This window comes from Pseudomonas silensiensis, from assembly GCF_050434865.1.
Lineage (GTDB): Bacteria > Pseudomonadota > Gammaproteobacteria > Pseudomonadales > Pseudomonadaceae > Aquipseudomonas > Aquipseudomonas fluorescens_W.
Genome location: NZ_JBNDJH010000002.1, coordinates 73,144 through 95,677, shown reverse-complemented (window position 1 = coordinate 95,677; position 22,534 = coordinate 73,144). Strand labels below are relative to the sequence as shown.

Below are 22,534 nucleotides of genomic sequence, written 5' to 3'. Positions count from 1 at the left end.
TAAAGGTTTGTGCGAGACGGGGGGAGGGTGGTGGCACGCTTCTGATAGATCGATCCTTGTCATCGAAGATCCACCCTTCCATCTTTTACTCTGGTGACCCATATGCAAACAGAAGCCCCGCAAGCCACCCTTAACCTGATCGCCAGGCTCAAAGAAATGCACCCTGAGTTGCACTGGGGAACGTTCCCGCTGTGCGACTACGATCAATACGCCGAGCTCGATGCTCCCGATGTGTTGGTGACCTTTAGCGATGATGAGGATGGTGATCCCATTCCTGACCCATTCTCCACCTTCCAGGGCAACGAATGCGCCCCAGCAATGTGGGGTGTCTCGCTTGAGGCTGCCGAGCTGATGCGTGCTCACAACAAAGTGTTTGTGGCCCGGTACCCGAACTGCGACGGCCCGCGTAGTAAGGCTTAATCCAGCTTCCGACCTTGAATTCCAGTTGTTGGTTCTGACTTTACAACTGGACCACCAACCCTGATCTGCTTCTGGTTTACGCAGGTCTGCCAGCCTCCCATTCATCGCCTCAAAGAGGATGTCGCAATGCAGCACCAACAATCGACTGGCTTTCGCGCAGTAATCGATCAAGCCCTGTCCCGGCGCAAGCAAGAGCCCGGCTCCCATGCGCTTAACTCCCAGTACAAAGTGCCGGCATACGTCGTAGGCATGTGCGAGACACTGCTCCCACTGGTCCACGCCGCCGGTAACCAGGCGGTCACTTTGCGTGATTTGCTGTCTCTTGAGGGGACCTGCACGGGGGCAGACTATGCGGAAAAGTTTGCTCTGCGCACCGAGCGCCTGGCTGCGGCCTGATTGGGTTAACCCAACGCTCCAAGAAACGCAGACCAAAAAAAGCCCGCTTTATGCGGGCTTTTGCATTCTTGTTCTTCAGTAGTCGTTTTCCAGCATTAGCGTTGTCGCCGACCGATTCCATTCAGTTAGCACTAAAATCTCGACGTCGCGGCCAGTAGAAGCCTTGACGGAGTACTTCGCGAGGACTCGACCGGGATTAGCGGTGTCCAGCGCTTCATTGTTCAACGCTTTCGAGCGAGTCGACACGAGCCCCCAGTCGCCGAATCGGTACTTATCCAGGACCAGGTGCATGGCGTTATTCAGATCGGTTTCATCTGAGAAGAGATCAACGAAGTTGCGAGTTCCGACGACTTGCCCCAATTTTATAACCGGATGGAGGGCCAGCACCTCAACACGTTGAGTCGAAACCTGCTGCTGTTCTTGGGCTGCGTTCATGTGACACCAGATGTCTGAGTAGAAACGTCATGTTCGCAGCTGCCGGGCGTGCCACCAGGGGCCTAGATGGTGTCCTGCAAAATGTGGTGCGTGTCAACGTAGGTCGGCGATACCGGTATCTGGCAAGTCTCCCAGGACGCACCGGCATACAGCGTTGTGGCCACTTTGATTCGACCTGTCAGGCTTTCTGGATCGTAAGTTCCTTCAAGGCTTGCGAGGCAGCCGCGAAGCGCCTCCTGCTGTACATCAGTGAAGGTGTTGAAGGTCATGTCGATGCCCGTGGCTACTGATCCGATCACTTCCCCATTCAAATACCGCTGCCGAGCATTGGCATCGAACATCGGCGAGGTAGCCTTGAGCAGGCGAAAAAGATCTTTACCCGAAAGCTCGTTGGCTGCCGCGATAATCCCCCGGTCGCGGTCACTCAGCGTGCCCATGCGTTCGACGTAGGCGATGGCCATTAGACGTCCGAGGTCACGATCGCTCGCCGCGAGTTGTGCGAATTCATCCTTGAATTGTCCAAGCGGTTGATCGGCTTGTTTCGCGGCAATGAACTGGTCCATGACGTCGAAGGCGTGCTGACTGAAGGCCTGATACTCGATAACTCGTTGGATGGCCCGCACGCTGAAAACCACTATGGCCGCCAGTAAGGTGACAGCAATGATGGTCCGGATAGGTGGGCGGTTCCTGGTGCTCGGGCTCGCCTCAGGCTTTTGAATCCTTTCCATGCTGACCTCGGGCTATGAATATCGGAGCTCTATTAGAGTTCGCATCATAGACCAGCCAGGAATCCTTGGCTGTGTACCTAGGTCAATCTGCGCGGCTGAGCAGAGCGCCTTGGTACTGCCGTATGCAGCAAAGCGATACTACGGGGCCTCTGGAGCCGCCTGGCGGCTATTCAACGGCAGGGCCAGTGCTTCTTCAAGGGTACGCTGGCCGCCGAGCATACGGCGTCGCAGTGTCTCGTAGCTCATGCCGTAGTTCGCGGCAAAGCCGCGCAGGGTATTTCGCTTGCCGAAGGCTTCGCGCTGGTAATGTGAGCTGATTGTGTGGCCTCCTCGAACCCTAGCGGCTTGCATCGCCGGGCTGGTGCGACGGGCAGCATCACATGCCGCGCTGTGGCCGGGTGCGGGCCATTCGATCGGTGGCAATGCTGCAAGCATCAGGTCGAACCTTTTCTGGCTAACGCCCAGTGCTTTACGCGTCATGGTGCGTGACCAGCGATTCGCCGCCGCCACGCGGATGAAGGTTTCAGTTTCGCAGCTCATTCGAGTTCCTGTGCATCATTGACCCAGCCGCACGGCCGCCTCTGCCTGCATTGGATTTACCTGGCAATTTATCGCTGACGCTCCGTAGCAGGTTTACGCCGGAGCATGAGTGAGTGTGGAGGGGCCCGGAGGCCCCTGTAGGGTATCAAAGGCCTTTCAGCGACTCGTTCAGGAACTCAATGATGTCGTCCCCATACTGGTCGCTCAAGCGCGCTTTCACTTCCGGTGTAAATCGCTCGCCGAAAACCGTGGCCTTGGCTGGGGCCGAACGCAACAGGACCAGGGTCTGAGTGCGCGCCGCAGCCTTCAGTTCTTTGGCCAGGTCCATCTCGTCGGCGATCTGGGCCACCGCCAGGCTCATGTAGCCGCGCGCCGTATCGGATGTAGAGGATCGCTTTGTCTGCTTGGCCGCGTCAATCTTGAAGCCGCCATCCTTGAGCACGTCGACCATTTGCTGCATCAGCGCGTCATCGATGATCAGGTTGATCTCTCGCTTGATGTCGCTGCCGCTGGCAGTGCCAACCTTTGCGCCATAGAAGAGAATGTCAGCAGACCATGCCCGATGCCCGCTCGCTGCTGATGGGCCCTTCAAGCCTGCCAGAGTGACGCCAACTGCTTTTGCTGCCTTGAGATTTTTGAACATTTCCGTGGCCTCGCCAGTTGTATTGGAGAGGTCAGGTTCGTGGGGGTAGGGCGGTGCCAGAATCAGCGGGGTGAAATAATCTTGGGGCCCGAAAATCGGATTCAGAAATGATAAAGCCCGTGACATGCACGGGCTTTATTTGTGGCAGAACGGGCAATTAGTCCGAGTACTCAACCTCAGACAGATCGGCCTGGGCAAGAAGCTCGCCGGCGGCGCTGAAGCGGGAATAGGTAGTGCCCTCAAGTACCAACATGTCGGTACCCTGTTGCAGCCGCCAGGCCCCGTCGGACTGCTGCACGAAACTGTATTCCGAGGGTGGAACCTCGAAGCGGCCGCAATCGGATTCCGTTGGATTACGAATCTCCATGTCCTCGTGGACGAAGATCAAACGCTCAATGTTCAGTGCCAATGGTTATTTCTCCTTGCCTGTCCTCGGCGCCCCGTAGACGCCCAGGATCTTCCAGTGCGCCTCAAGGATCGCAGTGGTGATGCCTTGCAGATCTTCGATACTGCACTTTAGGTGTTTGGTTTTGACGGCCTCGGTCGCGCCCATGCTGTCGACAAGCACTGCTTGGGCGCCTTCCAACAAGGCCTTTTCAGAAGCAACTCCAGCGAATTGAGCGCATAGCTCGAATTGCGCCAGGCTCATCTTCATCACGGTTTCCGTGTAAACGGCACGAAGTGTCGATGCGTAGTTGCTCTGTCCTTGGCGAGTCACCTTGTCTGCATACGGTGCCCTGGCGTCGGCGGGTGAAAACCCGTCCACCAGTATTGGCCGAACTGCCGCGAGTAGCTGCTCGGGTGTCGCCGGGTTGTGCAACTTTGCACAAAGATCAAAGTGCTCTGCGGACATCGTGAGTGTGATTGTGGGTTTCGCGCCCATGGCAGTTCCAGTGGGTGGGTTTATCGGAAGGGCGTCATTATCTTCGATCACCGGGCAGTGGCACGACTTAATCCTCAAGCCCGGTTTTCAAGCTCGCTCTTTCAACTGGCCGCGGCCAGCTTGTTAGCCAGCACGATCTTGAGGACCTGAATGCCCAGTGCCGACAGGGTCAGATCGAATCGGTCTTCTGTTGGCTTGAGTTTCTCAGGCATCTCACTGATGAAACCCTTTTTCGAGCAGTCACGTGCGGTACGCCATTCCTCTCGTTGGCATTCGATGACAGCGGTTTCAAATTCGTGCTCATCAATTGACTCGAAGAACTCACGTTGGAGGGCTGTTAGTTTTGGCACCTGCTTACCGGCCTGCAGGCTCAGCATGTGCGTAGCCAGAGCATCAGTTTCGATCCGGACCGATGCCCACGCTGCAAAGCTACCCAGCAGCATGGTCGCTTCACGGATGTTGCTCGATTGCGCGGCCGCCAGCGTTTTGTAGTGGACGTTACCCTGATCCAAAACCAATACCTGGCGAACTCCAAGCTTGCCATCCGAGTAAATGCCACCTGCAGCGATGTCGGTGCGTTTCATGTGTAGATCCTGATCCTTGCGTTGAAATTCAGCTCATCCTTCCGTTTCAGATCGCGTGCCTGAACCCTCGGCCCCGAACAGCTGCAGGACTTCAGAATGTCCTACGCGGTCATAACCCCAGCGAACTTGATCCCCCGCGTGGTGTGGTCGGGCCAGAGTGCTGTTCAGCAGCGGCTCGGTACCCTCGGGCAATTCGTAGGAAGGATATCCGGCCTGCGTGAAGTCCCGCATGAATTCAGGTGCACGCCCGATGAACGCAAATACGACATCATTTTTGAGTCGAAGAATTCTATGAATCGTGTCCTTTTCTGGGTTGTCAGCTGCCTGGAAGAAAAAGACCTTCTCTGCAGGGTGCGGGATCTCCGCCGTGGTGGAGAGCTTCTTGGGTAGCAGAGACTCTTGATATGCAGCCTCATGCTCTTCTTCTGTCTGAACCGGTACACCCAGATTTTTCAGCAATTGGTACACGGCATCGCTCGGAGTTTTACCGAATGCGTTCTGGGCGTCATCCTGGCCTCGGTCAAAGGCGAATGCATAAAACTCGGACCCACTGCCTACAGGCTCAGTGGTCGGGCTCACGGAAATGCGGTGCGTGGAAAGAGCCACATCAAGGTCGATGGGCAGAACAATTGCTTTCGATGTTTGCGTCATAGTGGTTATCCGAGTTCAGTACTGGGCGCGTTGCGAGCCTAACAAGCAACGCTTCATTTGGTGACGTCTCAACTAATCATTGGATTGGAGCCCCGTCGGGCATTGCCAATTAGTCCAGTCCTTCAATATTCCGCCGCGCCGGCTGGTGCATCGCAGACTCAGTCTGTTTTGCCCACTCTCCGAGTTCAACAGCGGTCGGCGTGTCCAGGCCACGATTCCTCCGATAATCCTTGAAGGCCTTCAGGCTGAGAGGCAGGCGGAAGGAAAGCTTTAGAGTCGCCCACGGATTACGCAACGTGCTCAGTGGATCGATTCTGTCCAGATTCGAGTTGCCTGGGTTGTATGCCAGCCCACGGTCATGCAATTCGGGTGGAATTTTGGAGAGAGGCAAACCGGTAATGTTCATGATGTCTTGAACTGTCTCGATTGGCAGCGTAAGGAACAACAAAGCGCGCTCGTACTTGGCCAGATAGCAGTCGTACTGGAAATAGGCGTAGTTGGCCAGCTTCAAGATCTTCTCAAACCGGATGGGATCACCTTTGCATGGCGCGTGCTGATCCCTTGCAGGAATGTAGTCCAGTGCGATGTATCGCCGGGCGTGATGGTGCCCAACACCAAAATTTTCCAGTTGGCTCTTCAGCTCCGGCGTGCTGATCTGGACGACCTGGTGATTCATGCATAGTAAATCGTCGATCAAGTTCGGCAGGTTCTTCTTGGCGGCCTTGTAGAACCAGACCTGCATTTCTTCCTCGCGCGCACGATAGTCAGCCTCGACAAGTGCCTTAATCGCTTGTGCCTGGTTGTTTCTTGCAATGAAGTGCGCGTCTGCAATAACCCTCTCTGGGGTAGACAGGGCTGTCTGGCTGAGTGCCCGCAGCTCCATCGGATGGGCTGAACGACTCTTCAATTCACGGACAGTCACCGACCGGTCCATATCTTCCTTGCCAGTGCGGGTCAGCAACCACGAACCATTCGGGCTAGCTGTTAGTAGCGGCGTCGCATCATTTAAAGCCGATGCGGGGAGATAGAGACAATCGTCCGGTACCAGGTGCGCAAACCGTGCTTCCATCCAGATGTTCGGGTTTCGCCGTTTGGCCCAGGCCGGTTCTACCGTATGCATGAAGGCGCTGTTGAGTTCGCAGCTGGTGCGGGTGTCCAGGTGCAGTGCGCAGCCCGCCGGTACCGGGAAGTTGTCAGCGGTGTCGGACCACTTGTGCGGTAGGCGGAACATGGACCCGGTCGCAAGCCGAGGCTCTGTTTTCTGTAGGAAAAAATAGTGGTGTTTGCATTGGTCAATGCAAAGCTGGAGCCAGAGGAGGTCTGTGTCGTTGAGCTCGCCAAGGTTCCCCAGAATACGCAGGCCGCATGCGGAGTCCACGAGCATGGTGCCATTACTTCCATCGTGGGCCTGGCGACCCTTATCGACCCACTGAATATTTAAAAGGTCATATGGGAAATGACTGTGTGCTATTCGATTGGCGTTGTAACGGTCGTTACGCGCCGCCATTCGCTCCTCTTGGAGTGGATGGCTGTAATTCCCCTTGTCGGTTAGCACCAAGATGCGCTCGCCGTTACGCACCACAAGGACGAAATAGCTGTCACTGATCCGCTGAGAGACGATGGCACACAAGGAGAACCCACTGGGGATCTGGTGCGCATGGCTGATGAGTTGTTCGATCGTTTCGAAGCCGAAAACCAGTCGACTCAATTTGGCTTCCGACGCATTCCCCGGTGCGCCATCGCAAATCATCAGCCGTGTCAGCTTGTCGAAGCCCTTCACCGCATCCATTCCGACAAAACAGCCACTCTCGCGCACAAAGCTCCGGCTGGATTCCGTAAGAGCGGCCTGCTCCAGTCCTCGGTAGTGGGCGAGGGTGCCTTCAGCATACTGATAGAACTCTTCATGCCGATTCTGAGCTGTTGGCTCGCTGAACAGCTCATATAGCTGTCGCATTACCTCAACTTGAGATGTCAGTTTGTCGTGGCCACCAAAAATCTGATCCAGGGTGAAGATCTGTGCCTTGGCGAACTGACTGGTCAGCGTTTTGATAATCATCGTTGTAATGACGTCGTCGCCGATCTCGAGTGCTTCCTTGATCCGCTTGTTCGCGTCGTACAGGCTGAACTTCTGGCCGAGCACGGAGAACCCGTACGACATCGAGTCGATGGCTCTACCGGTTAGGTCCTCCCAGAGTTGCACTGCCTTTTGCCCTTGGGTCTGTATTTCCATGGCGTTATGCCCCCGCGACGCGCTTCGCGTCTGCATTCAGCAGCAAGCGGTCAGCATCTGTGTGTGGGGTTCCGCCATAGTTCAGGCGATCGTAAATTTCCTTCAGCAGCTGCTCGTCGGCAACGTATTCCAACTCGAACTGAGGGAAGGAAACACCGAGGAAACGACGGATCTGGGTTGGGCGGTCTAGCATGTTCCAGTAGACATTCCCAAACACGGGGTACAAGCCGGCCAGGTAATCACGGATAGCGGCCACTCGCTGTTGTCCATCAATCAGCCAACCAGCCATGGGGGCCGGTGGGGCGTCAGGGGTGTTCAGCCATTCGCGGGAATTGACTACCAGGTAGCCGCAACCGAAGTTCAGAAAGATGCCTTCAATAAAACGGACCTTTTGACTGAGGGTCCATTTTTCAGGGCGCTGCCAAGTTGGCAGAGTGAAGCGCATGATCTGGCGGGAGTCGGTCTGCTGTGCGAGGTCTCGAACCATTGAGGCCGAAGGAATCAATTGTTCAATGGTGTAGGCGCGCATGGTGCCTTTGAGCAAGGGGGCTGGAAGCATGGTGGACACTCCAAAAGTTGATGCCATCATGTTCGAGGTGGATGCGGCGTGCCAGAAGCGGTCAGCTCACAAACGAGGTTTAGATCGCGGGCTTAGCTCAACTGAGGTCAGCTGGGCCAGAGGCTTCGCAGCAGCTTGAGGAAAGCGCACTGGGCACGGCGTATGCGCGATACAGGTACAGTTCCGTAACGGGACCATTGGCCGTTTTCGTTGATTTTCTCGATCACAAAAGTGCTTTCGTCTCGGAACCTGAACAGGTAATTGATGGATAGGCGGCAGTTAATGCAGACCCCTACTCCATCGACGCGAACCACTCCTGGCATCAGTGGCACCATGTCGCATCGGAAATGCGTGGACTCAATGTCCTGATTGCAGAGCGAGCAGCTGACGGTGAATGCGGTGAGCCTGAAGCCGGAAGGGAAAACCATCGGTAGGAAGTCGGAAATCGGTTTCCAGCCGTCAAAGCGCACCTTGAGTTCGGCGCGCTGCTCCGGGGTTATCGCTTTAATTGTGCTGCCCATGTTGGTCGACTCTGCTGATTGTTCACCGCCAGGTTCATACAGGGCGGCCTGTGCCAGAAGCACGGCAGCCCTGCGCCGAAGGAGTGAGTCAAAACAGATAGAACGGTTCAACGTCCGGTTCTTTGACGGTGACCAGGGTGTACTCGCCCATGTGTTTCACATCGAGCTGATACTCGCCGTCTGCCGAAGTGCAGGTAAGCTTCGCGGAATCGATATAGTGGCAAGGGTCCTTTTGGGCTACCCAGATCGGGAATAGATTTTTTTTGCCACTGAGGATGGATGGCCCATCCAAATACGCCCTGATCTCAATCGCGATCCCTTGCGTTCGGGCGGCATATTTAGTCAACGACGGTGATTGGCCTAAGTCGATTTGGTACATGGACTTCAGGTTTTCACCAGTAAAGCCCAGACTTCGCTTCAGTGGCTCATTGTTCGCCAGCGTCGACGCCCACCATAAGCCATCCGGGGTGTACCACTGCTCACCGCCATGTTCGCTAATTTTGTAGCTTTGCGACAATTTGGTCAGCGTGATTTGATTATCCGGGATTGGGTTTTTCATCAATTCCGCGGATGCCATATTGAAGAATGGCGATTTGGGGGCATCTTTTGTGCCTTCCAAAATTTCCTGGGCGTTGGCAGCGATTTCTTTTTTGACGACTTGGTCCAACACAAAGTCTGCCGTGAGAACCAGTCCAAAGGTGACCGCGAGACTTATTGCGGTGATTGTGGACATTCTGAGTACGCGCATTATTTTTCCTTTCGGGGAGGATGGTCATTACCTTTCTTGGACTACGCCAGGGGTGGACCAGAACGCATATTTTTCGCCATCAGAATTACGCTGCCAAACCAAAACAGGGGCTAGAAAATCACCGGCCAGGTGGGCTGAGGGTCGTTAGTGCAGGTTGAGCTATCGAATGCCCCATACTCGTCAAACTGCCCGTCGACGTCATACCCAGAGGCTTGGTACGAAGAGTCGCCCCCCTTCAAACTCCGCTCCGCCGCGGCAATCGCGCTCCGGATGTCCCGGTTCTGAGCGAGGATGTCTGCATAGCTGAGTTTGACCGCTGACCGGCGGGCGAAGGCGAGGTCCGCAACCAACTCTGTCCGGTACCGGCGAAGCGCCGGGATGATCAAAGTGCGAATGTTGGTCCGGGTGCCGGCGTCGTCTACGTTGAAAACGTGGCAGGTTTGGACAAACTTCTGAATGGTCTGCAGGTCTGTCATGTTCCCCTCCAGGCCTAGAAACCGAACCCGGTTTGCACTGGCTGCGAGGCCGGCGCTGGCTGTGTAGGTACTGCCACCGCGGCCTTGGCCTGAGGTGCCATCCATTGTGGCTCCTGAATTTCGCCAATCTCGACGCGCAGCTCCTGCACCTTGAGGAACGCTTCGATGTAGGGTCGGGTGATAACGCCGCGAAACCCCTTCCCTGACATGTTGATTCCTGAAGTGCCAGCTCGGTTGGCGAGGATGTAGGAACGGTTCATGTGCATCATCTGAACCAGTCCGTTTGCGTAGTACCCGTCAATTAGCGCGACAAAGTCGTCCATGTTTCCGATCTGGCCCGCCACGCTGTCACGATTGATCTTGAGCAATCGCTGGGCCTTGCGCAGCGCATCCTGTTTCGGGTCGGTGCCGGCCCATTCCATCAGGGCCTTGCGGGAAGCGCCGATGGCTTTTGGTAGCTTGGTGCCGGTGACTTCGCAGAAAACACCTTTGCCAGTTTCATTCAACCCGTTGGTGATGAACTCCAAGAAGTAGAAGGCACGGTCAAGGATCGCCCGGGCGTAATCAATGTGATAGTCACGCACCTCGTCGGGGAAGTGAGTGCCTTTTTCGCGCATGGCCTGCATGTAGCGGGTGGCAATGGCCATCTCCAGTTCTTCGCGGGGAAGACCAGACTCAATGAGGGGAGTTGTGGCTGCTGGAATGGCTTTGGACATGACGGCCTCGCATCTTTGAAGTGATGGGTCCATGTTGGGGTGTAGTGGTGTGTGCCAGAAGGGCGGGGTACGGAAAAAACGCCCTGGCGCTCACCTATTGAAATCCTCGTATTGGATTCAAAGAGAGGAGACCAGCTGACGACCAGGTGCCGGTTTTTAGGTCAGCGTTTTGGATTGCACGGGCAGGATCTGCCGTTATGATCGTTGTCCAGCAGGCTTTGTACGGGCGTTTGCTATCGGCCTGGAGAAACATGAAAGATGAGTCCTTTGCAGTGGCGTGGCATTTGATCGACTCAATCACCATCGAAAAGCCAGTCTTTGGCGACCCCTGCAATGGCTGCGGCATTTGTTGCATCGCGCAGGTCTGCGACTTGGGCAAAGAGCTGGGTGATGAACAAAACTGCAAGGCGCTACTGCAAAACTCCGATCGCAGCTTTTCCTGTGGGTTGGTTGTGGACCCTTACCAGTTCATGCCAGAGAGCGAACTGACTGTTTGGAAGTTCATTGATGTGCAGGGTAACGGGCACGCGGGTGAGGAGATGCTCAAACAACTGAATGCCTCTCTGCTTGGGGCCGGCCTCGGCTGTGACAGCGATGACGAAGCCGTACGTGAGTTCCTTGCTGAGGCTCAGGCCCATGAACAGCTTCAGCTACCCAACCTCTCCACGTTTTAAATGCTCAATCCGGGAGTGAACTCTTTGTCTAAGCCCACGACTTCTGGGATGAAATTGAACATGAAGAACCAAAGAACCTGAAAATGCGGCGATTGAGCACGCTGCCGCCCTGGGGCTAGTCGTCGCCACTCTTGCCGCGAAGCTCCATTGATCGCTGGCCTGGCCACGCTGAGATCCGCCGTTATGGTCTGGTGGTGGCCGACGGCCAATGTTGGTCATTTAGTGTTGCCTTCTGGCAGCGTCATTCTTCACCAGTTCAGCGATCAGCTGAGTGGCAGGCCTCATCATTGATTGGTCTGTACCCAATATTTGAAACGGAGTGATTCGATGAGCAAAGCGCAGTCAGGGAGCTTCCCAAAGGTAGCGACCCGCATTTTTCAACTGTCAGCGGACGAAGCCAAGCGCACGCACTTTCTCAAGGGGCTTGATGCGTTGATGGCCGAAAGCGATACGTCGGTGATTGCGAGTTCGATGCACCACGAAATGGACTATGCCGACAAGCTCGAAGCCGAGTTGACGGAATCCCGTGGCGACATGGCCGTTGAAGAACTGCGCCAGGAATTCGAGCGTTCAACTCGCCCACCAAAACGGGCGAAAGCCGTCGCTCTTGATGAGGGCCACCTGGTCGGTGGTGTCAGTGCAAAGGCACGCGACACAGTCTCCCGGACCAACACTCGAAACTGACACCGTGGGTGCGAGGGCAGACAAGCGTCTGCGTGCTTTATTTGGAGCCTCGACTATCGTTGGGTGGCACTTTCACCTGAGTTGAGGCACCAATGAGAAGGGAATCTTACCTGCCCTGGACGCTTGCCCGTCTGACATCCCTGGCGATCATTTCGCTCTTGCCCCTTCAAGCCGTAACTGCTGACCAGCTGGTTGGCGGATGCGGATTTGATCTTAAAACCCTTAGTTTCCGCGGCAGTGACCTGCAACAGGCAAAATGCCTGCTGAGGCCGACGCTGCCCGCCGGGCATTTGGCTCCCCAGTTGACGACCCTTCCTCCCCCCTTTGAGCATGTCATCGGAACCGCCTTTCGATTGGACCCTTTGGCTTTCCGCGCCTACTTGAAGTCGCTGCAATTGGGGCCGGACACCCAGGGTGGAAGTATCGACGCTCCACTTTCCAGCTCGGCGGCTGGAATAGGCGCGAAGTACTTCGTGATTCACGACGTCAGCTGGAGCTTGTGTGAGGAAAAAGCCTCTCTGCTGAAATCGAGCCAGACTGATGCAAACTGGAATCTGATCTCACGATGGAAAAACAATGGAGAGGCCCATCTGTACATTACTCGGGATGGGAAATTAATTGCGCCTCAGGGCCGGACATTTGCAACCCCGTGGATCGCGACGAAACTCGAAAAGGAGGACAAGAGCCGCACAAGGGGGAGGTTTCTGCATATTGAGAACGTCCAATTACGAACTGTGGCGGCCGAAATTGGTAAGCCCACTAGGATTGGTGTGGACAAGCGCAAGGATAAGGACAAGGAGAAGGACATGCGCCCATGCATCAACGATCGGATAGCTGAAATGCCTGGCTTTACCCAAGTGCAGTATGAGCGCCTGGCGCTGGTTTACATCGCTGCAAGCCATCGCGCCGGTCAATGGCTAGTACCGGCCTATCACCTGGCGGTGGATGATGGCGTCGGGGATGCACACGACGACCCGCAAAACTTCGACCTGAAGGAATTCGGAAGCAAGATCTGCGGCCACCTGGCAGCACTAGGGCGAAAGGAGTGTGCGCCTTAGCGTCGTGGTGCTCCCCGAAAGCTATCCAGCCTTCGACACTTGCCGCGCGGCAGCTTTTCGAGCAGCGATCCGGGCTTTGATGCGATCCCGGGCCGCTGCACACTCTTCACCGCTGGTTGGCAGTGCCAAGCCCAGCTGATGGAAGCGCTCTAATTCTGCATCTGTCAGCCAGTCGAACACACTAAATGGGGTTCCGCAGTCTTGGTGTCCCCGAGGCCCGCCAAGGCCTGTACGGTCACCCGCTTCGTACCTCTGCATGCCAGTGTCTGAAATCCGCTGGCGCTCGGCGCTCATTTCTTGAAAAGTCATTTCCGCTCGAATGGCACTGGCCGCGCATTCCGCTGCAGACCCGCTCGTCCAACCGTCTGGAAATGGTGGCGCGTGGGGTCTGGTGAAGTCGATGGGTAATTGGGTTTGCATGATTGGCTCCCGCTCAATAGCTGTGACCATTGAAGCGTGAGACAGCCCGTGCCAGAAGCGCTCACCGTGAGAACAAGTGACCTATGAAAGTTTCAATGGACCATTGCTTTCCAAAGACCAGGAACCAGGCTGTTACCAGCACCACGAGGACCAGTACTCGGAATGGTTTAAAGCCATGATCTGGTAGATGAACATTCCCCAGCGGCGACGACTGATGGTGTGCCGCCCCACTGGATGGCGCTGGATCTGGCTTAGGTGGAGTCCACGCGTTGCCGCGACTATCGTAGGGCCGGCGATCTGGTTGGGTGGATTGCGAAGGGGAGTGATGAGCACCTGGGAGTGGTGTTGGAGCTTTGCGCTGCTCAACCAGCCATGCGTCGTACTTGGCACGCGTCTCATGATCAGAAAGGACACCATAGGCGTCGGTTATGATCTTGAATACCCTCTCTGCCTCTTTAAGCTTGTCCGGGTTTTTGTCAGGGTGCCACTTGTGGGCCAGCGCCTTGTAGGACGCTTTAATGACCTCCGGGCCAGCCCCCTCTTGGATCTGTAGGTTGTCGTAATGAGTTCTCATTTTCGGATCTGTTTAGAGGGCGGATGGGCCAACCGATGGGTAGAACCCTTTACTGTACCGACCATATCGGCAGGAAGAGCCAATGGTAAATACCGTTCATGTTAGCCAACACGAAGACTGTCTGTAGTGCAAGCAGCCAGTTGGAGCGGATCAGGCGGGCGTGGCCCACCAGCGTCAGGCTGCTGAGCAGGAACAGCAGATAGCCGTAAGGTGAGTACGGGAGGTTGGCCGACAGCAGAAGCGCCCCCGAGATACCTGCAACGGTGCCAACAATCTCACACAAGCGAACAAGGTTTTTCATGGCAACCTCCAATTAGTTGATGTCCTAATTGTCGACCGACCATAAACGTGCCACCACCCAAAACAGGTCCAATTATTTCAAAGTGCAGCGGAATCAGAATTACCGGTTGTCCTCCTTGGAATGGGGCTGTTGCTTCCGTACGGTCGCCGGCGTGAGCGTAAAGCCCGCGGTTTCTATGTTGTGAATCGCCCGGCTGATTGCGCAGTGAACCTCGGCTTTATATGCGTCCAGTATGAATCCCAACTCCTTCAGCGGATGGACTGCGGATTGGTCCCCGGTGTACTCCCGGTGCTGAACAGTTACTGTCCGGGCCGATAGGTCGATCAGGTAAACCCAATCTGCGTCCTCGCCGTTATCTAACGGATCAGCATCCACCTGAACTGCCGCGCCTAACAGGCCAACGGCGGCCCCATAGGTTTGTAGGAACCCAGTGCTGATGTCGCCGGATATGTTTGCAGGTGTGCCCAGCCATGCGGCTAGGTGGTTGAGGGTAAAGGACGGGTATCCGTCGCATTCCTGATAGAACAACGCCGATGCCGTTTGCGCTGTGATTTGTATAGAGGCGGTGGTAGTCATGTGGGTCCCAAGATTGGAGTGGAGAACAGAATCGAGAACTTCCGCCGGTTCTTCATCTGCCACCAGGGGAAATGATTTGGGGTGCAAAGAAGTGGATCAGCACCCGAAACCGTTAGAGGTTGAACTGGTTCAGTCCAGCGTCGCCGGCACCTGCTCCACACGGTAGAAGGCTTGTGCACCGGTCATGACCTGATAACTGACGTAGTCATCGCACAGGATCATCAAGTGATCCTCTTGGCTATCAGCCAGTAACTTCAGAAGTTCCGTATCGGGCAACTTCGCAATTACTGACTCATAATCATCCTCTTCCTCCAGCCCCAAACAGGTCGCCAGCGACTCACTCAGTTCAGCATTGTCACGAATGCGCGGCACGGCGTATTGCGCGAAGTGCATCAACGCGGACCGTTGGTCCTTGAAGAACTTCGGACCAACCAGACCGGCCTCGAATGAATGCCCTTCCGGGATGTCAGCAAAGAAAAGGACAAAGGCAGGCCCAGTGGCCACCGGTGGGGCGACCCCCACTAAGCCGTCGACAATACCAAGCAGTCTGTCGAAGTCCGCCATGAAGTTTTCTCGGTCTGTGCCCGTTGGCATGTACGCGAGCTTGTGAGGTGTTTTCATTTCTGGATATGGGATGTAGCCCACAACATTCCAGTCGAGATTTGTCGGGCTGAACAGCTCGACACGCGCGAAACTCTGGAAGTCGTACGAGTCCGAGCAGATTTTGATGCGAGCCTTGGCAGTACCGCGGTTAAAGAGAAAAATCGCATTGACGCTTTGGCGGCCCCGAGCGATATCGGAGTGAATGAACTGAGTTGGGCGCTGGATCATAGGTCGGTATCCATTAAGGAGTAACCGCTAAATCGATTTGCACCGTGGGGCTCTTGTCCCACCACCCCATCTTCTAAAATCTCTTCGTCTACCGGCTCCATCAGACCCAACGATGCCAGCAGGTCTTTCAGTTGTGCCAAGGCATCACCGTTCTTCTGGCCGGCTTCGGCGTTCAGCACGACCTCGCGGGCTGCGCTGCCAAGCTCTGCCAGACGGTCTCGCAGAACATTGGCAGTAAGCGCGTCTGTCGAGGCACCCGGGACTTTGACTTCGATGCTTTCGACGTCCTCTTCCCGCCACAACGCTTCATGTTCAAGACATTCGTGCCCATCTTCGGTCACAAGGAAGCGAATGCCATGCTTGCTTTGCTCTTCGGCCGCGTTCCAGTTCATCTCTGTTTCAGAGGCTTCCCCCAAAACGATTTGGCCATCTTCTTTGTGAATGTCGCGCGGCACGGTGCCCAGAACAAAATCAAGCGTAGCAATCAGTCGATTGCCCATGATTGGGTGATACGGAAACAGAATCAGCTGAGACATTGTGTTGCTCCATCACTTGTTTTGATGAGCAAATTCTTGCTCCGGTCGACCCGTGCCAACAGCAGTCCTCCTGAATTTTTAGCCCTATATATTTCGGGGCATGACCTACCGCGCGGGTAGAATCCGAGCATTGGAATTTAAACGTGGGAGTCTGGCGTGCAGAACAGCACTCAAGCGGTGGTGCCGGCGGGGAGCATCGGCGGCGTGGTGCGGAGCTTTGTTGAGGCCAAAGCTTTTGGCTTTATTCAGGGTGGCGACGGGAAAAGCTACTTCGTACATCGCAATGATGTTCGTGGGTCCGTTGCCCTGGTCGCTGGGCAGCAAGTGACGTTCGTACCCACACCCTCCCGAAAAGGCTCGAAGGCCATTCGGGTTATCCCTGGGCAAGCACCGACCGCAATTTACGTAGAGCCGAAGAGCTTTGTCGTAACCAACGCCGAGCGTCCGATAGACGAAGACGTGGTTCTTTTGATGCGCCGCGGCTGGGCTGAATCTCATGACATCAACGAAGCGCGACAAGCGCTCATTGAAATGGCCATGAACTTCGGGGCCAATGCGATCATCAATGGCAACATGGACCGATTCACCGAGAAGAAAATTTTCGCGAAGGACAAATATCTGTTCCGGTATTCCGGCACCTTCGCCGTTGTGAAGGCGGTTGAATACAGCGCCGATCCTGCGGTAATCGCAGATGCCCAGCAGCGCATGAATGACCTTTTCGAATGGTGGGCCTGGAAATCGACGCAAGAAACGGAGTCCGAGGCTCAGGAACCAACAGGTGGACCGCATCAGTTGCCTGCGGCAGATGCCCAACCCTTCTGGATGAACGCCTGGAGCCGGACGTGCGCGCTGGGTAAAAACCTTTACCTGTCAGGCCTTCACATCGCCAAGAAGGCCATCACTGGGGAAAAGGGCGAGAACAGGAATGCTTGATCTGAACTGCCCTTTGCAGGGGTGAATCTCAGCCGCCGGGGGCTATTTGGCCTCGGCATTGGTCTGGGAGCCCGCTGCGTTGCACTTCGGGCATCGAATATCCCCGCCGCTGAGCAGTGGTCCACCAGGCTCGTCGCAACTGTCCTCATCCCACAGCATGCCGTCGATACACTGAGCGTCAGGGTAGGACGCGCCGAAGTGGGACCCACGGTAGTCGCATCCTACATTTGGTTCCGACTCAGCCGGCTCTGCCTGCTCGTCCGAGGCCCAGGCTTCCGTCCACCAATCATCGTCATCGACCCAGAACTCAGCGACGATGCGGGCAAGCAGTCGTTGTTCGGGAGTGTGGTGCTGGTCGGTTTCACGAAACCGCTCTTCGAACAGATCGTGCAGATCGCTCCAACCAATTTTCTTCTCTACGCCGTCGACGGTATAGGTCAGCGGTGCATCGCCGTTGCCCTCATCCACAACTGCGTGCGTCATCACAATCTTCATGCCCATCACCTCATCATCGTGAGCGGACAGTGCCCGTCACAGTTTCCCCATCTTGGGATTCAATCCGTCATAGTCCAGACGGTTCATATATGGCTACGCCGCTTGATACTCGTATTTGCTGATGAACACCCGCAGGTGCGACACGCGGCAAGCGAGCTCGAAGCCACCTTCGCCTTCGCCCTTGTAGTTGCACAGTTCAACAAATTCGAGATGGTCCACGACCTGTTCGGCTTGCTCCAAGGACATTCCGGGTTTCAGGATCTCTGGCTCAAGCGTGTGCTCTTCCCAACGGTCGAAGTCTTCGTCGTCGTTCTCGTCGTAAAACACCGACGTTTTCGCGCTGGGCACGGGGCGGTAAATCGGCTCCATCAGGTACTGCACCAGAGTCGAGCGCGGATAGTGCCCGTCAGCCACGTTGAAGGTATCAGCGCTTCGAAAAGATTCAGCGTACAGCCCTTCAGCACGCGCAAAGGACTGTTCGTCCTTGAGCATCGTGTTCAGAACAGCGGCGAGTAATTCGATCATCGTCAAGTCCTTGTGGCGGCGGGGTACGCCTGTTGTCGGTAAAGCACCAGTCGCTTTCCTTGAGTGAAGCTATCGTCCCTCCGCGCCGGGCGTGCCACCACCACGCAGCAGAATTTGCACCTGGTGTTGAAAGCCGAAGTTCCGGAATGGCAGATGTTGCTAAATGGCAGGCAAAAAAATGCCGGACGCTGAATGGGCACAGGGTCCGGCTTAAGGCCTTGCCCCCACAAGGAGGGGAGTGGAGGCAGGGTACTGGCGCTGCTCTTCCAATCAGCGCAGGTTCAAGCATAACGGCGGTGCCGAGACTAACCACTCAACAAGACGTTGGTGTGATGTCCGCTGTGTGGTTTTCCACCGCTGCAGGTGCGACCTGCAGGAGTTGCTCCGCGGCACGCATTGCTACGTCAAGTGCTTCGCCCTTACGCCAGCAACCGATGAGATTGATCAGTGCGCTTTCGACGTGATCGTTGCGGGCGTTCAAGTCTAGAGCTTTCGTACGCCATGGCGCTGCCTCGGCAAGAGCGATTTCCTGTCGCTCCAGGCGCACCAGAACAGATTCTTCGAGGTCCCCCGGTGCTGACAGCTCGACGCGCACGGTGGCTTCATGAGATTCCGTAATCGCTACGGTGTCGCCGGTAATACCGCCATTCGAGACAATTTGGCTTAGTGAGTTTTCCAGGATTTCCTGGATCTGCCCTGGGGAAACGTTCTCACCGGTGTCTTCGTCACGCGTAGCCACTGTGCCTTCCAGAACGGCGACGAATTTCAGCAGAGGGATATCGGCAGTGGGCGGGATTTTTGAGGGGGTATTCATGGCAGTGCTCCTGTATTTGAAGCATGCAGTTTTGGTTATGGTGCATGGTGCCAGAAGCACTGAGAACAAAGTGCAAGCCATGGAGTTCATGATCAGGATTGGGATTTCAAAGTACGCCACCTTGGCAACACTGATAGCCATTACGCAAACCACCGGACCGTGTCCCCCTTTGCATTACAATGCCTAGGTTTTCGTGAGTAGCCACCGGGAAGAATTCAGATGTCAAAGTCACCTAAATCGGCACCAGAGTCGACCAAGCTGCTCAGCGTCGAGCAGATTCAAGCCGAAATTCACCGTGCCCGTGATTTAGCCCGCGCTGCGTTGCCTGAGGCTTTGGCAGGCATCGTTGACAAGTTGACGGTGGGTAGCAACTTGCTGCAATCCATGGGCCAAATTGAACTGGTGGCGTGGGAAGATCACCTGAGTGTTCCCGAGAGCTGTGCTTGTGCGTTTGCGCTCAGTGCCATGCTGTACCGCGAGTTACCCCTGTCCGACTGGGATGCCCTGGAAGATCACATCCGCGATCGCGTTGCCGCCCGCCGTGCCTTCTTGCAGAAAATGTCCAGTGAATCAAGTCCTAATAACGATACATAACGGAAATTGCTATGCCATTCGCTTCGATTTTTAAAGCAGCCCTTGCCGGCCTGGTGCTAGCGTACTTTTTTGCCCTGGCCGACCACCTGTACATGGTGAACGGAACATCGTACCCGGTTGGGTTGAGTAAACCTGTGACCATAAAATCAACTGGGGATCGTGGAATAGACGGTCTTACTGAACTGTGCGGTGGCGTTGGCGGCTGGCAGTTTTACCCGAAACAAAATGGGACCTTTATGCGCTGCAAGACCATTGTGACCGGCTCATATTGGAGGCCAACAACTTACTTGATTGAGAACTACGATCAGTTGGCCAGCGAAAGTTACGCTGAATGAGGATGGTGGAATTCCCCGCTCCTCGGCGCTCTTCACAGAGGCGTGATATTTTGGTGCTAGCCTTTCAGATGGAGATTCCAATGAGTAGCCGCCAGCGTTACCCGGACGTGTTGTCCTGAACTGCCAGGGCGGCCTCAAAGGCATCTAGCATTTGATGGAAGTTGTCGTACAGATCGATCCCCGCACAATTGGCGACCACTGTATTGAGGTCTGCTCCCGCAAACGCCATCAACCTGACGTTGAAGTTCGACTGGCCATGCTGGGCAATGTAGCCAGCACAGGCGTACTCCCGGCCGGGCTTGCTGTGATGGCAGGCCATGACGGTCCGGAAGCCATCCTGAGTGGTGCCCCTTGGCGGAACCGTGTTGGCCAGGCCGCGCATGTCTTCTATCGAGAATCCCGGAATATCAGCACCGCCGGCTGTTGACGATCTCCGCCATGGGCATGTTGGGCAAGGTTTGTCAGCGCAACTCATAATCCATCCAGTTAATTCTGTTCTTGGCCTACCAACGGGTCGCCGTTGCTACCCCAGCGCGGTTTAAATTATTGCATCGAACCAGGTGCCGTGGCTCGGGAGATGGCCAGGTTGAATACCTGTGCAATTTTCTCTCCCAGCTCCGGGTAGGTTTCCGCGGTTACGGTTTCCTCGCCATCGATGAGCAGATTGGCACCTGGGTTCAGGCGATCACCGCCGGCGACGGTTAGCTGTGCTTTGCAATATTGCAGGCAGATCTGGAACTCAGCATGGAGCTGCAGCCCTTGCTTGTCTGCGGACGGTTGACCGCCGACGTACCCCGATACTTTGTTGGTACCACGATTTCGGATATGAGTAAGCTGAGGGTCCATGTCCAGACGGAAGGCATGACCGTGCGGCAGAGCGAGCTTCGCCTTAAGCACCGGGATGATGTCGACGCCGACCCAGTGTGCATGATCGGCAATGTTCGATCGGATGGTCGCCAACAGCGCATCCTTATTGAAGCGCCCGACTAAGCTGGCCACTGTCATGCCGTCCCATTTCGCTTTCGTGAAGCGGCCGTCCTGGACAAAAGTGATGCCCGCGGCGCTGTACGACTTGTCGGTGCACTTCAGGGCTTCAAATTGAGCGCCTGCAGTTCGGATCGCCAGCATTTCGCGTTGGCGGGTATCCAGCGGCTCGGGAGCGGTGCTGTAGGTGGTTTGAACTTGATTGGCAGCCATTGTGGCATTCCTTTGGTGATCTTCGATTGGAAGATCTTCCCGGCGGCGCGGCCGTGCCAGAAGCAACCCTGGAAAAAGAAAAGCCCGTGTCGGTGAGAACACGGGCCAAAGTCAAACTGAAGGGGGAGGGGATGCACGAATGCTTTCCGATCGGCTGCGACTCGCGCGTGACTTGAAGCCGTCGACCAAGGTGCCTACCCCCAAGGCAAAACCATTGGAACATCATTATTCAGGTCGTCAAAGCCAAAGTAAGGGCTAAAAATTCAGATCCGCAAGCCTATGAATGACAGCTGCAATTGATTGCCGGCGCGTCGATTCCAGCTGCGGCTTTGAGATCTCCGCAGGTGGTGCAATGGCTCAGAAGGGGCAATTCATCAAATGGGTGGCCCAGGATCTCCGGAAGTTCTTGTTGACCATGGAGAGTCTCTTCCTCTCTCGGTTTGGCGAGGACTTCGATATCAGACCACCTTGGTTCCTTGCCTATGGTCTCAAGGACGTAACAGCCCGATACGACGGTATAAGCGATTTCGCTGTACGTGCCGACGCTCTGCTGCAGCAATACAAATGCAACACCGATTTCAGTTCTTGGTTTGATATCTGTGACTATCCACTGATCCTCAACCCTCGGCTTCCGAAACCCAGCATCTGCTAGGGAGGGGAACGCCTCTTTTACGAATGGGCTTGGGTAACACCAGATCCGCGTGGGCGCCTGGTCGATGAACTCGCCGACTGTCATCGTTGGGCCTTTATCCACGATCATTGGAGCTGAACACATCAAGCGCAGGTGGCCGGCAATAGTGTTCGCTGGGAGTGGTGGCAATCGATTCAATGCAATACCGACGCTGGCCAAGGCCCAGGGCTCACTGTTTTTTGATTGGAGAATTCTGAAAATCATTTCCCGGGTAGCGGCATATTCAGACTCGTAAAGCACCTTCAAGGTCTGCACGCGGATTGGGTAATGATGGGTCAGAAGGTCAACGATGAGTTGGGCCAAATACTCCGACCGTTGGTGATCGAGGTTCAACATGCGTTCAATCCGCTCGCACAAAAGCGAAAGATGGAACTGAGGTTTGGCACCGAAATAATGCCTGTTGTTCAGCACTTCAAACGGAACGGTGTAATCGACAGTGGATTCATGGGACCAAAAACCGAATGCCGCCGAGATCAGCTGGTAGCTGAGTGTCGGTTTGAGCGTGATGCCGCGCTTGCTGAATTCGGTGATCAGAAGCTTGGAAGCGGGTTTGAGAATCTGTTTTGCAGCAGACATGGCTAATCCTCTGGCCAATGCAGATGAGTCGTTTAGAACCGCCTTCTACGACCTGCACTGTTTGATGATTAGTCAAAGAAATGGGCAAATCACGCTTCACTTTGCGGCGGTGGTCGGTGGGAAGCACGGCAACAATACCAAGAAATTCGATGGCGCAAAAGCCAGCCTGAAATGACCGGCTATGGCCGCC

34 protein-coding genes are annotated in these 22,534 nt (G+C 55.5%); 9 read left to right on the top strand and 25 right to left on the bottom strand.

Annotated elements, in window-relative coordinates; all coding sequences use genetic code 11:
- Positions 1–102 precede the first annotated feature (102 nt).
- A complete protein-coding gene (locus QF010_RS02765) occupies positions 103–420 on the top strand; it encodes a hypothetical protein (RefSeq protein ID WP_429380611.1) in 318 nt (105 codons plus the stop codon).
- A gap of 126 nt (positions 421–546) precedes the next feature.
- Positions 547–816, top strand: a complete 270-nt coding sequence (locus QF010_RS02760) for a hypothetical protein (protein WP_429380613.1) — start codon at positions 547–549, stop codon at positions 814–816.
- Positions 817–891: 75 nt separating this feature from the next.
- Here the strand turns inward: QF010_RS02760 and QF010_RS02755 are convergent, their stop codons facing one another.
- The 14 genes from QF010_RS02755 to QF010_RS02690 all read right to left on the bottom strand — a co-directional run bounded on the left by QF010_RS02755 (position 892) and on the right by QF010_RS02690 (position 10,530).
- Positions 892–1,251 (bottom strand): hypothetical protein, encoded by a 360-nt coding sequence (locus QF010_RS02755; RefSeq protein ID WP_429380615.1) that lies wholly within the window; start codon positions 1,249–1,251, stop codon positions 892–894.
- 62 nt (positions 1,252–1,313) lie between these two features.
- The gene (locus QF010_RS02750; protein ID WP_429380617.1) at positions 1,314–1,979 is read right to left on the bottom strand and encodes a hypothetical protein; all 666 of its coding nucleotides are present in this window, start codon (positions 1,977–1,979) and stop codon (positions 1,314–1,316) included.
- Between the two features lie 138 nt (positions 1,980–2,117).
- Positions 2,118–2,519, bottom strand: a complete 402-nt coding sequence (locus QF010_RS02745; protein ID WP_429532478.1) for a hypothetical protein — start codon at positions 2,517–2,519, stop codon at positions 2,118–2,120.
- 145 nt (positions 2,520–2,664) lie between these two features.
- Entirely contained in the window at positions 2,665–3,288 is a 624-nt protein-coding gene (locus QF010_RS02740; RefSeq protein ID WP_429532477.1) for a hypothetical protein, read from the bottom strand.
- A 31-nt stretch (positions 3,289–3,319) separates the two neighbouring features.
- The gene (locus QF010_RS02735; protein WP_429380623.1) at positions 3,320–3,571 is read right to left on the bottom strand and encodes a hypothetical protein; all 252 of its coding nucleotides are present in this window, start codon (positions 3,569–3,571) and stop codon (positions 3,320–3,322) included.
- A gap of 3 nt (positions 3,572–3,574) precedes the next feature.
- Complete coding sequence (locus QF010_RS02730) at positions 3,575–4,045, bottom strand: hypothetical protein (RefSeq protein WP_429380625.1); 471 nt, start codon at positions 4,043–4,045, stop codon at positions 3,575–3,577.
- Between the two features lie 101 nt (positions 4,046–4,146).
- Positions 4,147–4,629, bottom strand: coding sequence for a hypothetical protein (locus QF010_RS02725; protein ID WP_429380627.1), 483 nt, complete (start codon positions 4,627–4,629; stop codon positions 4,147–4,149).
- Positions 4,630–4,662: 33 nt separating this feature from the next.
- Complete coding sequence (locus QF010_RS02720) at positions 4,663–5,280, bottom strand: hypothetical protein (protein ID WP_429380629.1); 618 nt, start codon at positions 5,278–5,280, stop codon at positions 4,663–4,665.
- Positions 5,281–5,389: 109 nt separating this feature from the next.
- Complete coding sequence (locus QF010_RS02715) at positions 5,390–7,510, bottom strand: hypothetical protein (protein WP_429380631.1); 2,121 nt, start codon at positions 7,508–7,510, stop codon at positions 5,390–5,392.
- 4 nt (positions 7,511–7,514) lie between these two features.
- Positions 7,515–8,069, bottom strand: coding sequence for a DUF262 domain-containing protein (locus tag QF010_RS02710; RefSeq protein ID WP_429380633.1), 555 nt, complete (start codon positions 8,067–8,069; stop codon positions 7,515–7,517).
- 107 nt (positions 8,070–8,176) lie between these two features.
- On the bottom strand, positions 8,177–8,701 hold the full coding sequence (locus tag QF010_RS02705) for a hypothetical protein (protein WP_429380635.1): 525 nt from the start codon (positions 8,699–8,701) through the stop codon (positions 8,177–8,179).
- The gene (locus QF010_RS02700; RefSeq protein ID WP_429380637.1) at positions 8,679–9,338 is read right to left on the bottom strand and encodes a hypothetical protein; all 660 of its coding nucleotides are present in this window, start codon (positions 9,336–9,338) and stop codon (positions 8,679–8,681) included. The genes QF010_RS02705 and QF010_RS02700 overlap by 23 nt, the downstream gene beginning before the upstream one ends.
- Positions 9,339–9,448: 110 nt before the next feature.
- Positions 9,449–9,814: a hypothetical protein gene (locus QF010_RS02695; protein ID WP_429380639.1), complete on the bottom strand. Its 366-nt coding sequence runs from the start codon at positions 9,812–9,814 to the stop codon at positions 9,449–9,451.
- 14 nt (positions 9,815–9,828) lie between these two features.
- Complete coding sequence (locus QF010_RS02690) at positions 9,829–10,530, bottom strand: hypothetical protein (RefSeq protein ID WP_429380641.1); 702 nt, start codon at positions 10,528–10,530, stop codon at positions 9,829–9,831.
- A gap of 251 nt (positions 10,531–10,781) precedes the next feature.
- Here QF010_RS02690 and QF010_RS02685 point away from each other — a divergent pair, with 251 nt between their 5' ends.
- From QF010_RS02685 to QF010_RS02675, 3 genes are all read left to right on the top strand, one after another.
- The gene (locus QF010_RS02685; RefSeq protein ID WP_429532476.1) at positions 10,782–11,204 is read left to right on the top strand and encodes a hypothetical protein; all 423 of its coding nucleotides are present in this window, start codon (positions 10,782–10,784) and stop codon (positions 11,202–11,204) included.
- Between the two features lie 327 nt (positions 11,205–11,531).
- Positions 11,532–11,888 carry a hypothetical protein gene (locus QF010_RS02680; RefSeq protein WP_429380645.1) on the top strand — a complete coding sequence of 119 codons (357 nt, stop codon included), beginning with the start codon at positions 11,532–11,534 and terminating at the stop codon, positions 11,886–11,888.
- 92 nt (positions 11,889–11,980) lie between these two features.
- Positions 11,981–12,946 (top strand): hypothetical protein, encoded by a 966-nt coding sequence (locus QF010_RS02675; RefSeq protein WP_429380647.1) that lies wholly within the window; start codon positions 11,981–11,983, stop codon positions 12,944–12,946.
- Between the two features lie 481 nt (positions 12,947–13,427).
- Here the strand turns inward: QF010_RS02675 and QF010_RS02670 are convergent, their stop codons facing one another.
- From QF010_RS02670 to QF010_RS02650, 5 genes are all read right to left on the bottom strand, one after another.
- On the bottom strand, positions 13,428–13,940 hold the full coding sequence (locus QF010_RS02670) for a J domain-containing protein (protein ID WP_429380649.1): 513 nt from the start codon (positions 13,938–13,940) through the stop codon (positions 13,428–13,430).
- Positions 13,941–13,989: 49 nt separating this feature from the next.
- Positions 13,990–14,241, bottom strand: coding sequence for a hypothetical protein (locus tag QF010_RS02665; RefSeq protein ID WP_429380652.1), 252 nt, complete (start codon positions 14,239–14,241; stop codon positions 13,990–13,992).
- Positions 14,242–14,340: 99 nt separating this feature from the next.
- The gene (locus tag QF010_RS02660) at positions 14,341–14,817 is read right to left on the bottom strand and encodes a hypothetical protein (protein ID WP_429380654.1); all 477 of its coding nucleotides are present in this window, start codon (positions 14,815–14,817) and stop codon (positions 14,341–14,343) included.
- A gap of 129 nt (positions 14,818–14,946) precedes the next feature.
- Positions 14,947–15,648, bottom strand: a complete 702-nt coding sequence (locus tag QF010_RS02655; RefSeq protein WP_429380656.1) for a hypothetical protein — start codon at positions 15,646–15,648, stop codon at positions 14,947–14,949.
- Positions 15,645–16,184 carry a hypothetical protein gene (locus QF010_RS02650; protein WP_429380658.1) on the bottom strand — a complete coding sequence of 180 codons (540 nt, stop codon included), beginning with the start codon at positions 16,182–16,184 and terminating at the stop codon, positions 15,645–15,647. Before QF010_RS02650 ends, QF010_RS02655 begins: the two co-directional genes overlap by 4 nt.
- Positions 16,185–16,340: 156 nt before the next feature.
- Between QF010_RS02650 and QF010_RS02645 the strand changes: the two genes are divergently transcribed.
- The gene (locus QF010_RS02645; protein WP_429380660.1) at positions 16,341–17,117 is read left to right on the top strand and encodes a cold-shock protein; all 777 of its coding nucleotides are present in this window, start codon (positions 16,341–16,343) and stop codon (positions 17,115–17,117) included.
- A gap of 42 nt (positions 17,118–17,159) precedes the next feature.
- On the opposite strand, the gene QF010_RS02640 is transcribed toward QF010_RS02645, so the two are convergent.
- From QF010_RS02640 to QF010_RS02630, 3 genes are all read right to left on the bottom strand, one after another.
- Entirely contained in the window at positions 17,160–17,612 is a 453-nt protein-coding gene (locus QF010_RS02640) for a hypothetical protein (protein WP_429380662.1), read from the bottom strand.
- A 93-nt stretch (positions 17,613–17,705) separates the two neighbouring features.
- The gene (locus tag QF010_RS02635) at positions 17,706–18,137 is read right to left on the bottom strand and encodes a hypothetical protein (RefSeq protein ID WP_429380664.1); all 432 of its coding nucleotides are present in this window, start codon (positions 18,135–18,137) and stop codon (positions 17,706–17,708) included.
- Positions 18,138–18,450: 313 nt separating this feature from the next.
- The gene (locus QF010_RS02630; protein ID WP_429380666.1) at positions 18,451–18,951 is read right to left on the bottom strand and encodes a hypothetical protein; all 501 of its coding nucleotides are present in this window, start codon (positions 18,949–18,951) and stop codon (positions 18,451–18,453) included.
- 219 nt (positions 18,952–19,170) lie between these two features.
- Here QF010_RS02630 and QF010_RS02625 point away from each other — a divergent pair, with 219 nt between their 5' ends.
- Complete coding sequence (locus tag QF010_RS02625; RefSeq protein ID WP_429380668.1) at positions 19,171–19,545, top strand: hypothetical protein; 375 nt, start codon at positions 19,171–19,173, stop codon at positions 19,543–19,545.
- Positions 19,546–19,556: 11 nt separating this feature from the next.
- Positions 19,557–19,880, top strand: a complete 324-nt coding sequence (locus QF010_RS02620) for a hypothetical protein (protein ID WP_429380670.1) — start codon at positions 19,557–19,559, stop codon at positions 19,878–19,880.
- A gap of 97 nt (positions 19,881–19,977) precedes the next feature.
- Here QF010_RS02620 and QF010_RS02615 read toward each other — a convergent pair whose 3' ends face one another.
- The 3 genes from QF010_RS02615 to QF010_RS02605 all read right to left on the bottom strand — a co-directional run bounded on the left by QF010_RS02615 (position 19,978) and on the right by QF010_RS02605 (position 22,344).
- Positions 19,978–20,355 carry a DUF6283 family protein gene (locus QF010_RS02615; protein ID WP_429380672.1) on the bottom strand — a complete coding sequence of 126 codons (378 nt, stop codon included), beginning with the start codon at positions 20,353–20,355 and terminating at the stop codon, positions 19,978–19,980.
- 68 nt (positions 20,356–20,423) lie between these two features.
- A complete protein-coding gene (locus QF010_RS02610; protein ID WP_429380674.1) occupies positions 20,424–21,077 on the bottom strand; it encodes a hypothetical protein in 654 nt (217 codons plus the stop codon).
- Between the two features lie 277 nt (positions 21,078–21,354).
- Positions 21,355–22,344 (bottom strand): hypothetical protein, encoded by a 990-nt coding sequence (locus QF010_RS02605; RefSeq protein ID WP_429380676.1) that lies wholly within the window; start codon positions 22,342–22,344, stop codon positions 21,355–21,357.
- On the opposite strand from QF010_RS02605, the gene QF010_RS02600 reads away from it, so the two are divergent.
- The gene (locus tag QF010_RS02600; RefSeq protein WP_429380678.1) at positions 22,343–22,519 is read left to right on the top strand and encodes a hypothetical protein; all 177 of its coding nucleotides are present in this window, start codon (positions 22,343–22,345) and stop codon (positions 22,517–22,519) included. The genes QF010_RS02605 and QF010_RS02600 overlap by 2 nt on opposite strands.
- Positions 22,520–22,534: the final 15 nt, after the last annotated feature.

Coding starts and splice junctions, on each gene's coding strand:
- QF010_RS02765 (WP_429380611.1), top strand. CDS start 103: ATGCAAACAGAAGCCCCGCAAGCCACCCTTAACCTGATCGCCAGGCTC.
- QF010_RS02760 (WP_429380613.1), top strand. CDS start 547: ATGCAGCACCAACAATCGACTGGCTTTCGCGCAGTAATCGATCAAGCC.
- QF010_RS02755 (WP_429380615.1), bottom strand. CDS start 1,251: ATGAACGCAGCCCAAGAACAGCAGCAGGTTTCGACTCAACGTGTTGAG.
- QF010_RS02750 (WP_429380617.1), bottom strand. CDS start 1,979: ATGGAAAGGATTCAAAAGCCTGAGGCGAGCCCGAGCACCAGGAACCGC.
- QF010_RS02745 (WP_429532478.1), bottom strand. CDS start 2,519: ATGAGCTGCGAAACTGAAACCTTCATCCGCGTGGCGGCGGCGAATCGC.
- QF010_RS02740 (WP_429532477.1), bottom strand. CDS start 3,288: ATGTCACGGGCTTTATCATTTCTGAATCCGATTTTCGGGCCCCAAGAT.
- QF010_RS02730 (WP_429380625.1), bottom strand. CDS start 4,045: ATGGGCGCGAAACCCACAATCACACTCACGATGTCCGCAGAGCACTTT.
- QF010_RS02725 (WP_429380627.1), bottom strand. CDS start 4,629: ATGAAACGCACCGACATCGCTGCAGGTGGCATTTACTCGGATGGCAAG.
- QF010_RS02720 (WP_429380629.1), bottom strand. CDS start 5,280: ATGACGCAAACATCGAAAGCAATTGTTCTGCCCATCGACCTTGATGTG.
- QF010_RS02715 (WP_429380631.1), bottom strand. CDS start 7,510: ATGGAAATACAGACCCAAGGGCAAAAGGCAGTGCAACTCTGGGAGGAC.
- QF010_RS02710 (WP_429380633.1), bottom strand. CDS start 8,069: ATGCTTCCAGCCCCCTTGCTCAAAGGCACCATGCGCGCCTACACCATT.
- QF010_RS02700 (WP_429380637.1), bottom strand. CDS start 9,338: ATGCGCGTACTCAGAATGTCCACAATCACCGCAATAAGTCTCGCGGTC.
- QF010_RS02695 (WP_429380639.1), bottom strand. CDS start 9,814: ATGACAGACCTGCAGACCATTCAGAAGTTTGTCCAAACCTGCCACGTT.
- QF010_RS02690 (WP_429380641.1), bottom strand. CDS start 10,530: ATGTCCAAAGCCATTCCAGCAGCCACAACTCCCCTCATTGAGTCTGGT.
- QF010_RS02685 (WP_429532476.1), top strand. CDS start 10,782: ATGAAAGATGAGTCCTTTGCAGTGGCGTGGCATTTGATCGACTCAATC.
- QF010_RS02680 (WP_429380645.1), top strand. CDS start 11,532: ATGAGCAAAGCGCAGTCAGGGAGCTTCCCAAAGGTAGCGACCCGCATT.
- QF010_RS02675 (WP_429380647.1), top strand. CDS start 11,981: ATGAGAAGGGAATCTTACCTGCCCTGGACGCTTGCCCGTCTGACATCC.
- QF010_RS02670 (WP_429380649.1), bottom strand. CDS start 13,940: ATGAGAACTCATTACGACAACCTACAGATCCAAGAGGGGGCTGGCCCG.
- QF010_RS02665 (WP_429380652.1), bottom strand. CDS start 14,241: ATGAAAAACCTTGTTCGCTTGTGTGAGATTGTTGGCACCGTTGCAGGT.
- QF010_RS02660 (WP_429380654.1), bottom strand. CDS start 14,817: ATGACTACCACCGCCTCTATACAAATCACAGCGCAAACGGCATCGGCG.
- QF010_RS02655 (WP_429380656.1), bottom strand. CDS start 15,648: ATGATCCAGCGCCCAACTCAGTTCATTCACTCCGATATCGCTCGGGGC.
- QF010_RS02650 (WP_429380658.1), bottom strand. CDS start 16,184: ATGTCTCAGCTGATTCTGTTTCCGTATCACCCAATCATGGGCAATCGA.
- QF010_RS02640 (WP_429380662.1), bottom strand. CDS start 17,612: ATGAAGATTGTGATGACGCACGCAGTTGTGGATGAGGGCAACGGCGAT.
- QF010_RS02635 (WP_429380664.1), bottom strand. CDS start 18,137: ATGATCGAATTACTCGCCGCTGTTCTGAACACGATGCTCAAGGACGAA.
- QF010_RS02630 (WP_429380666.1), bottom strand. CDS start 18,951: ATGAATACCCCCTCAAAAATCCCGCCCACTGCCGATATCCCTCTGCTG.
- QF010_RS02625 (WP_429380668.1), top strand. CDS start 19,171: ATGTCAAAGTCACCTAAATCGGCACCAGAGTCGACCAAGCTGCTCAGC.
- QF010_RS02620 (WP_429380670.1), top strand. CDS start 19,557: ATGCCATTCGCTTCGATTTTTAAAGCAGCCCTTGCCGGCCTGGTGCTA.
- QF010_RS02615 (WP_429380672.1), bottom strand. CDS start 20,355: ATGAGTTGCGCTGACAAACCTTGCCCAACATGCCCATGGCGGAGATCG.
- QF010_RS02610 (WP_429380674.1), bottom strand. CDS start 21,077: ATGGCTGCCAATCAAGTTCAAACCACCTACAGCACCGCTCCCGAGCCG.
- QF010_RS02600 (WP_429380678.1), top strand. CDS start 22,343: ATGGCTAATCCTCTGGCCAATGCAGATGAGTCGTTTAGAACCGCCTTC.
- QF010_RS02605 (WP_429380676.1), bottom strand. CDS start 22,344: ATGTCTGCTGCAAAACAGATTCTCAAACCCGCTTCCAAGCTTCTGATC.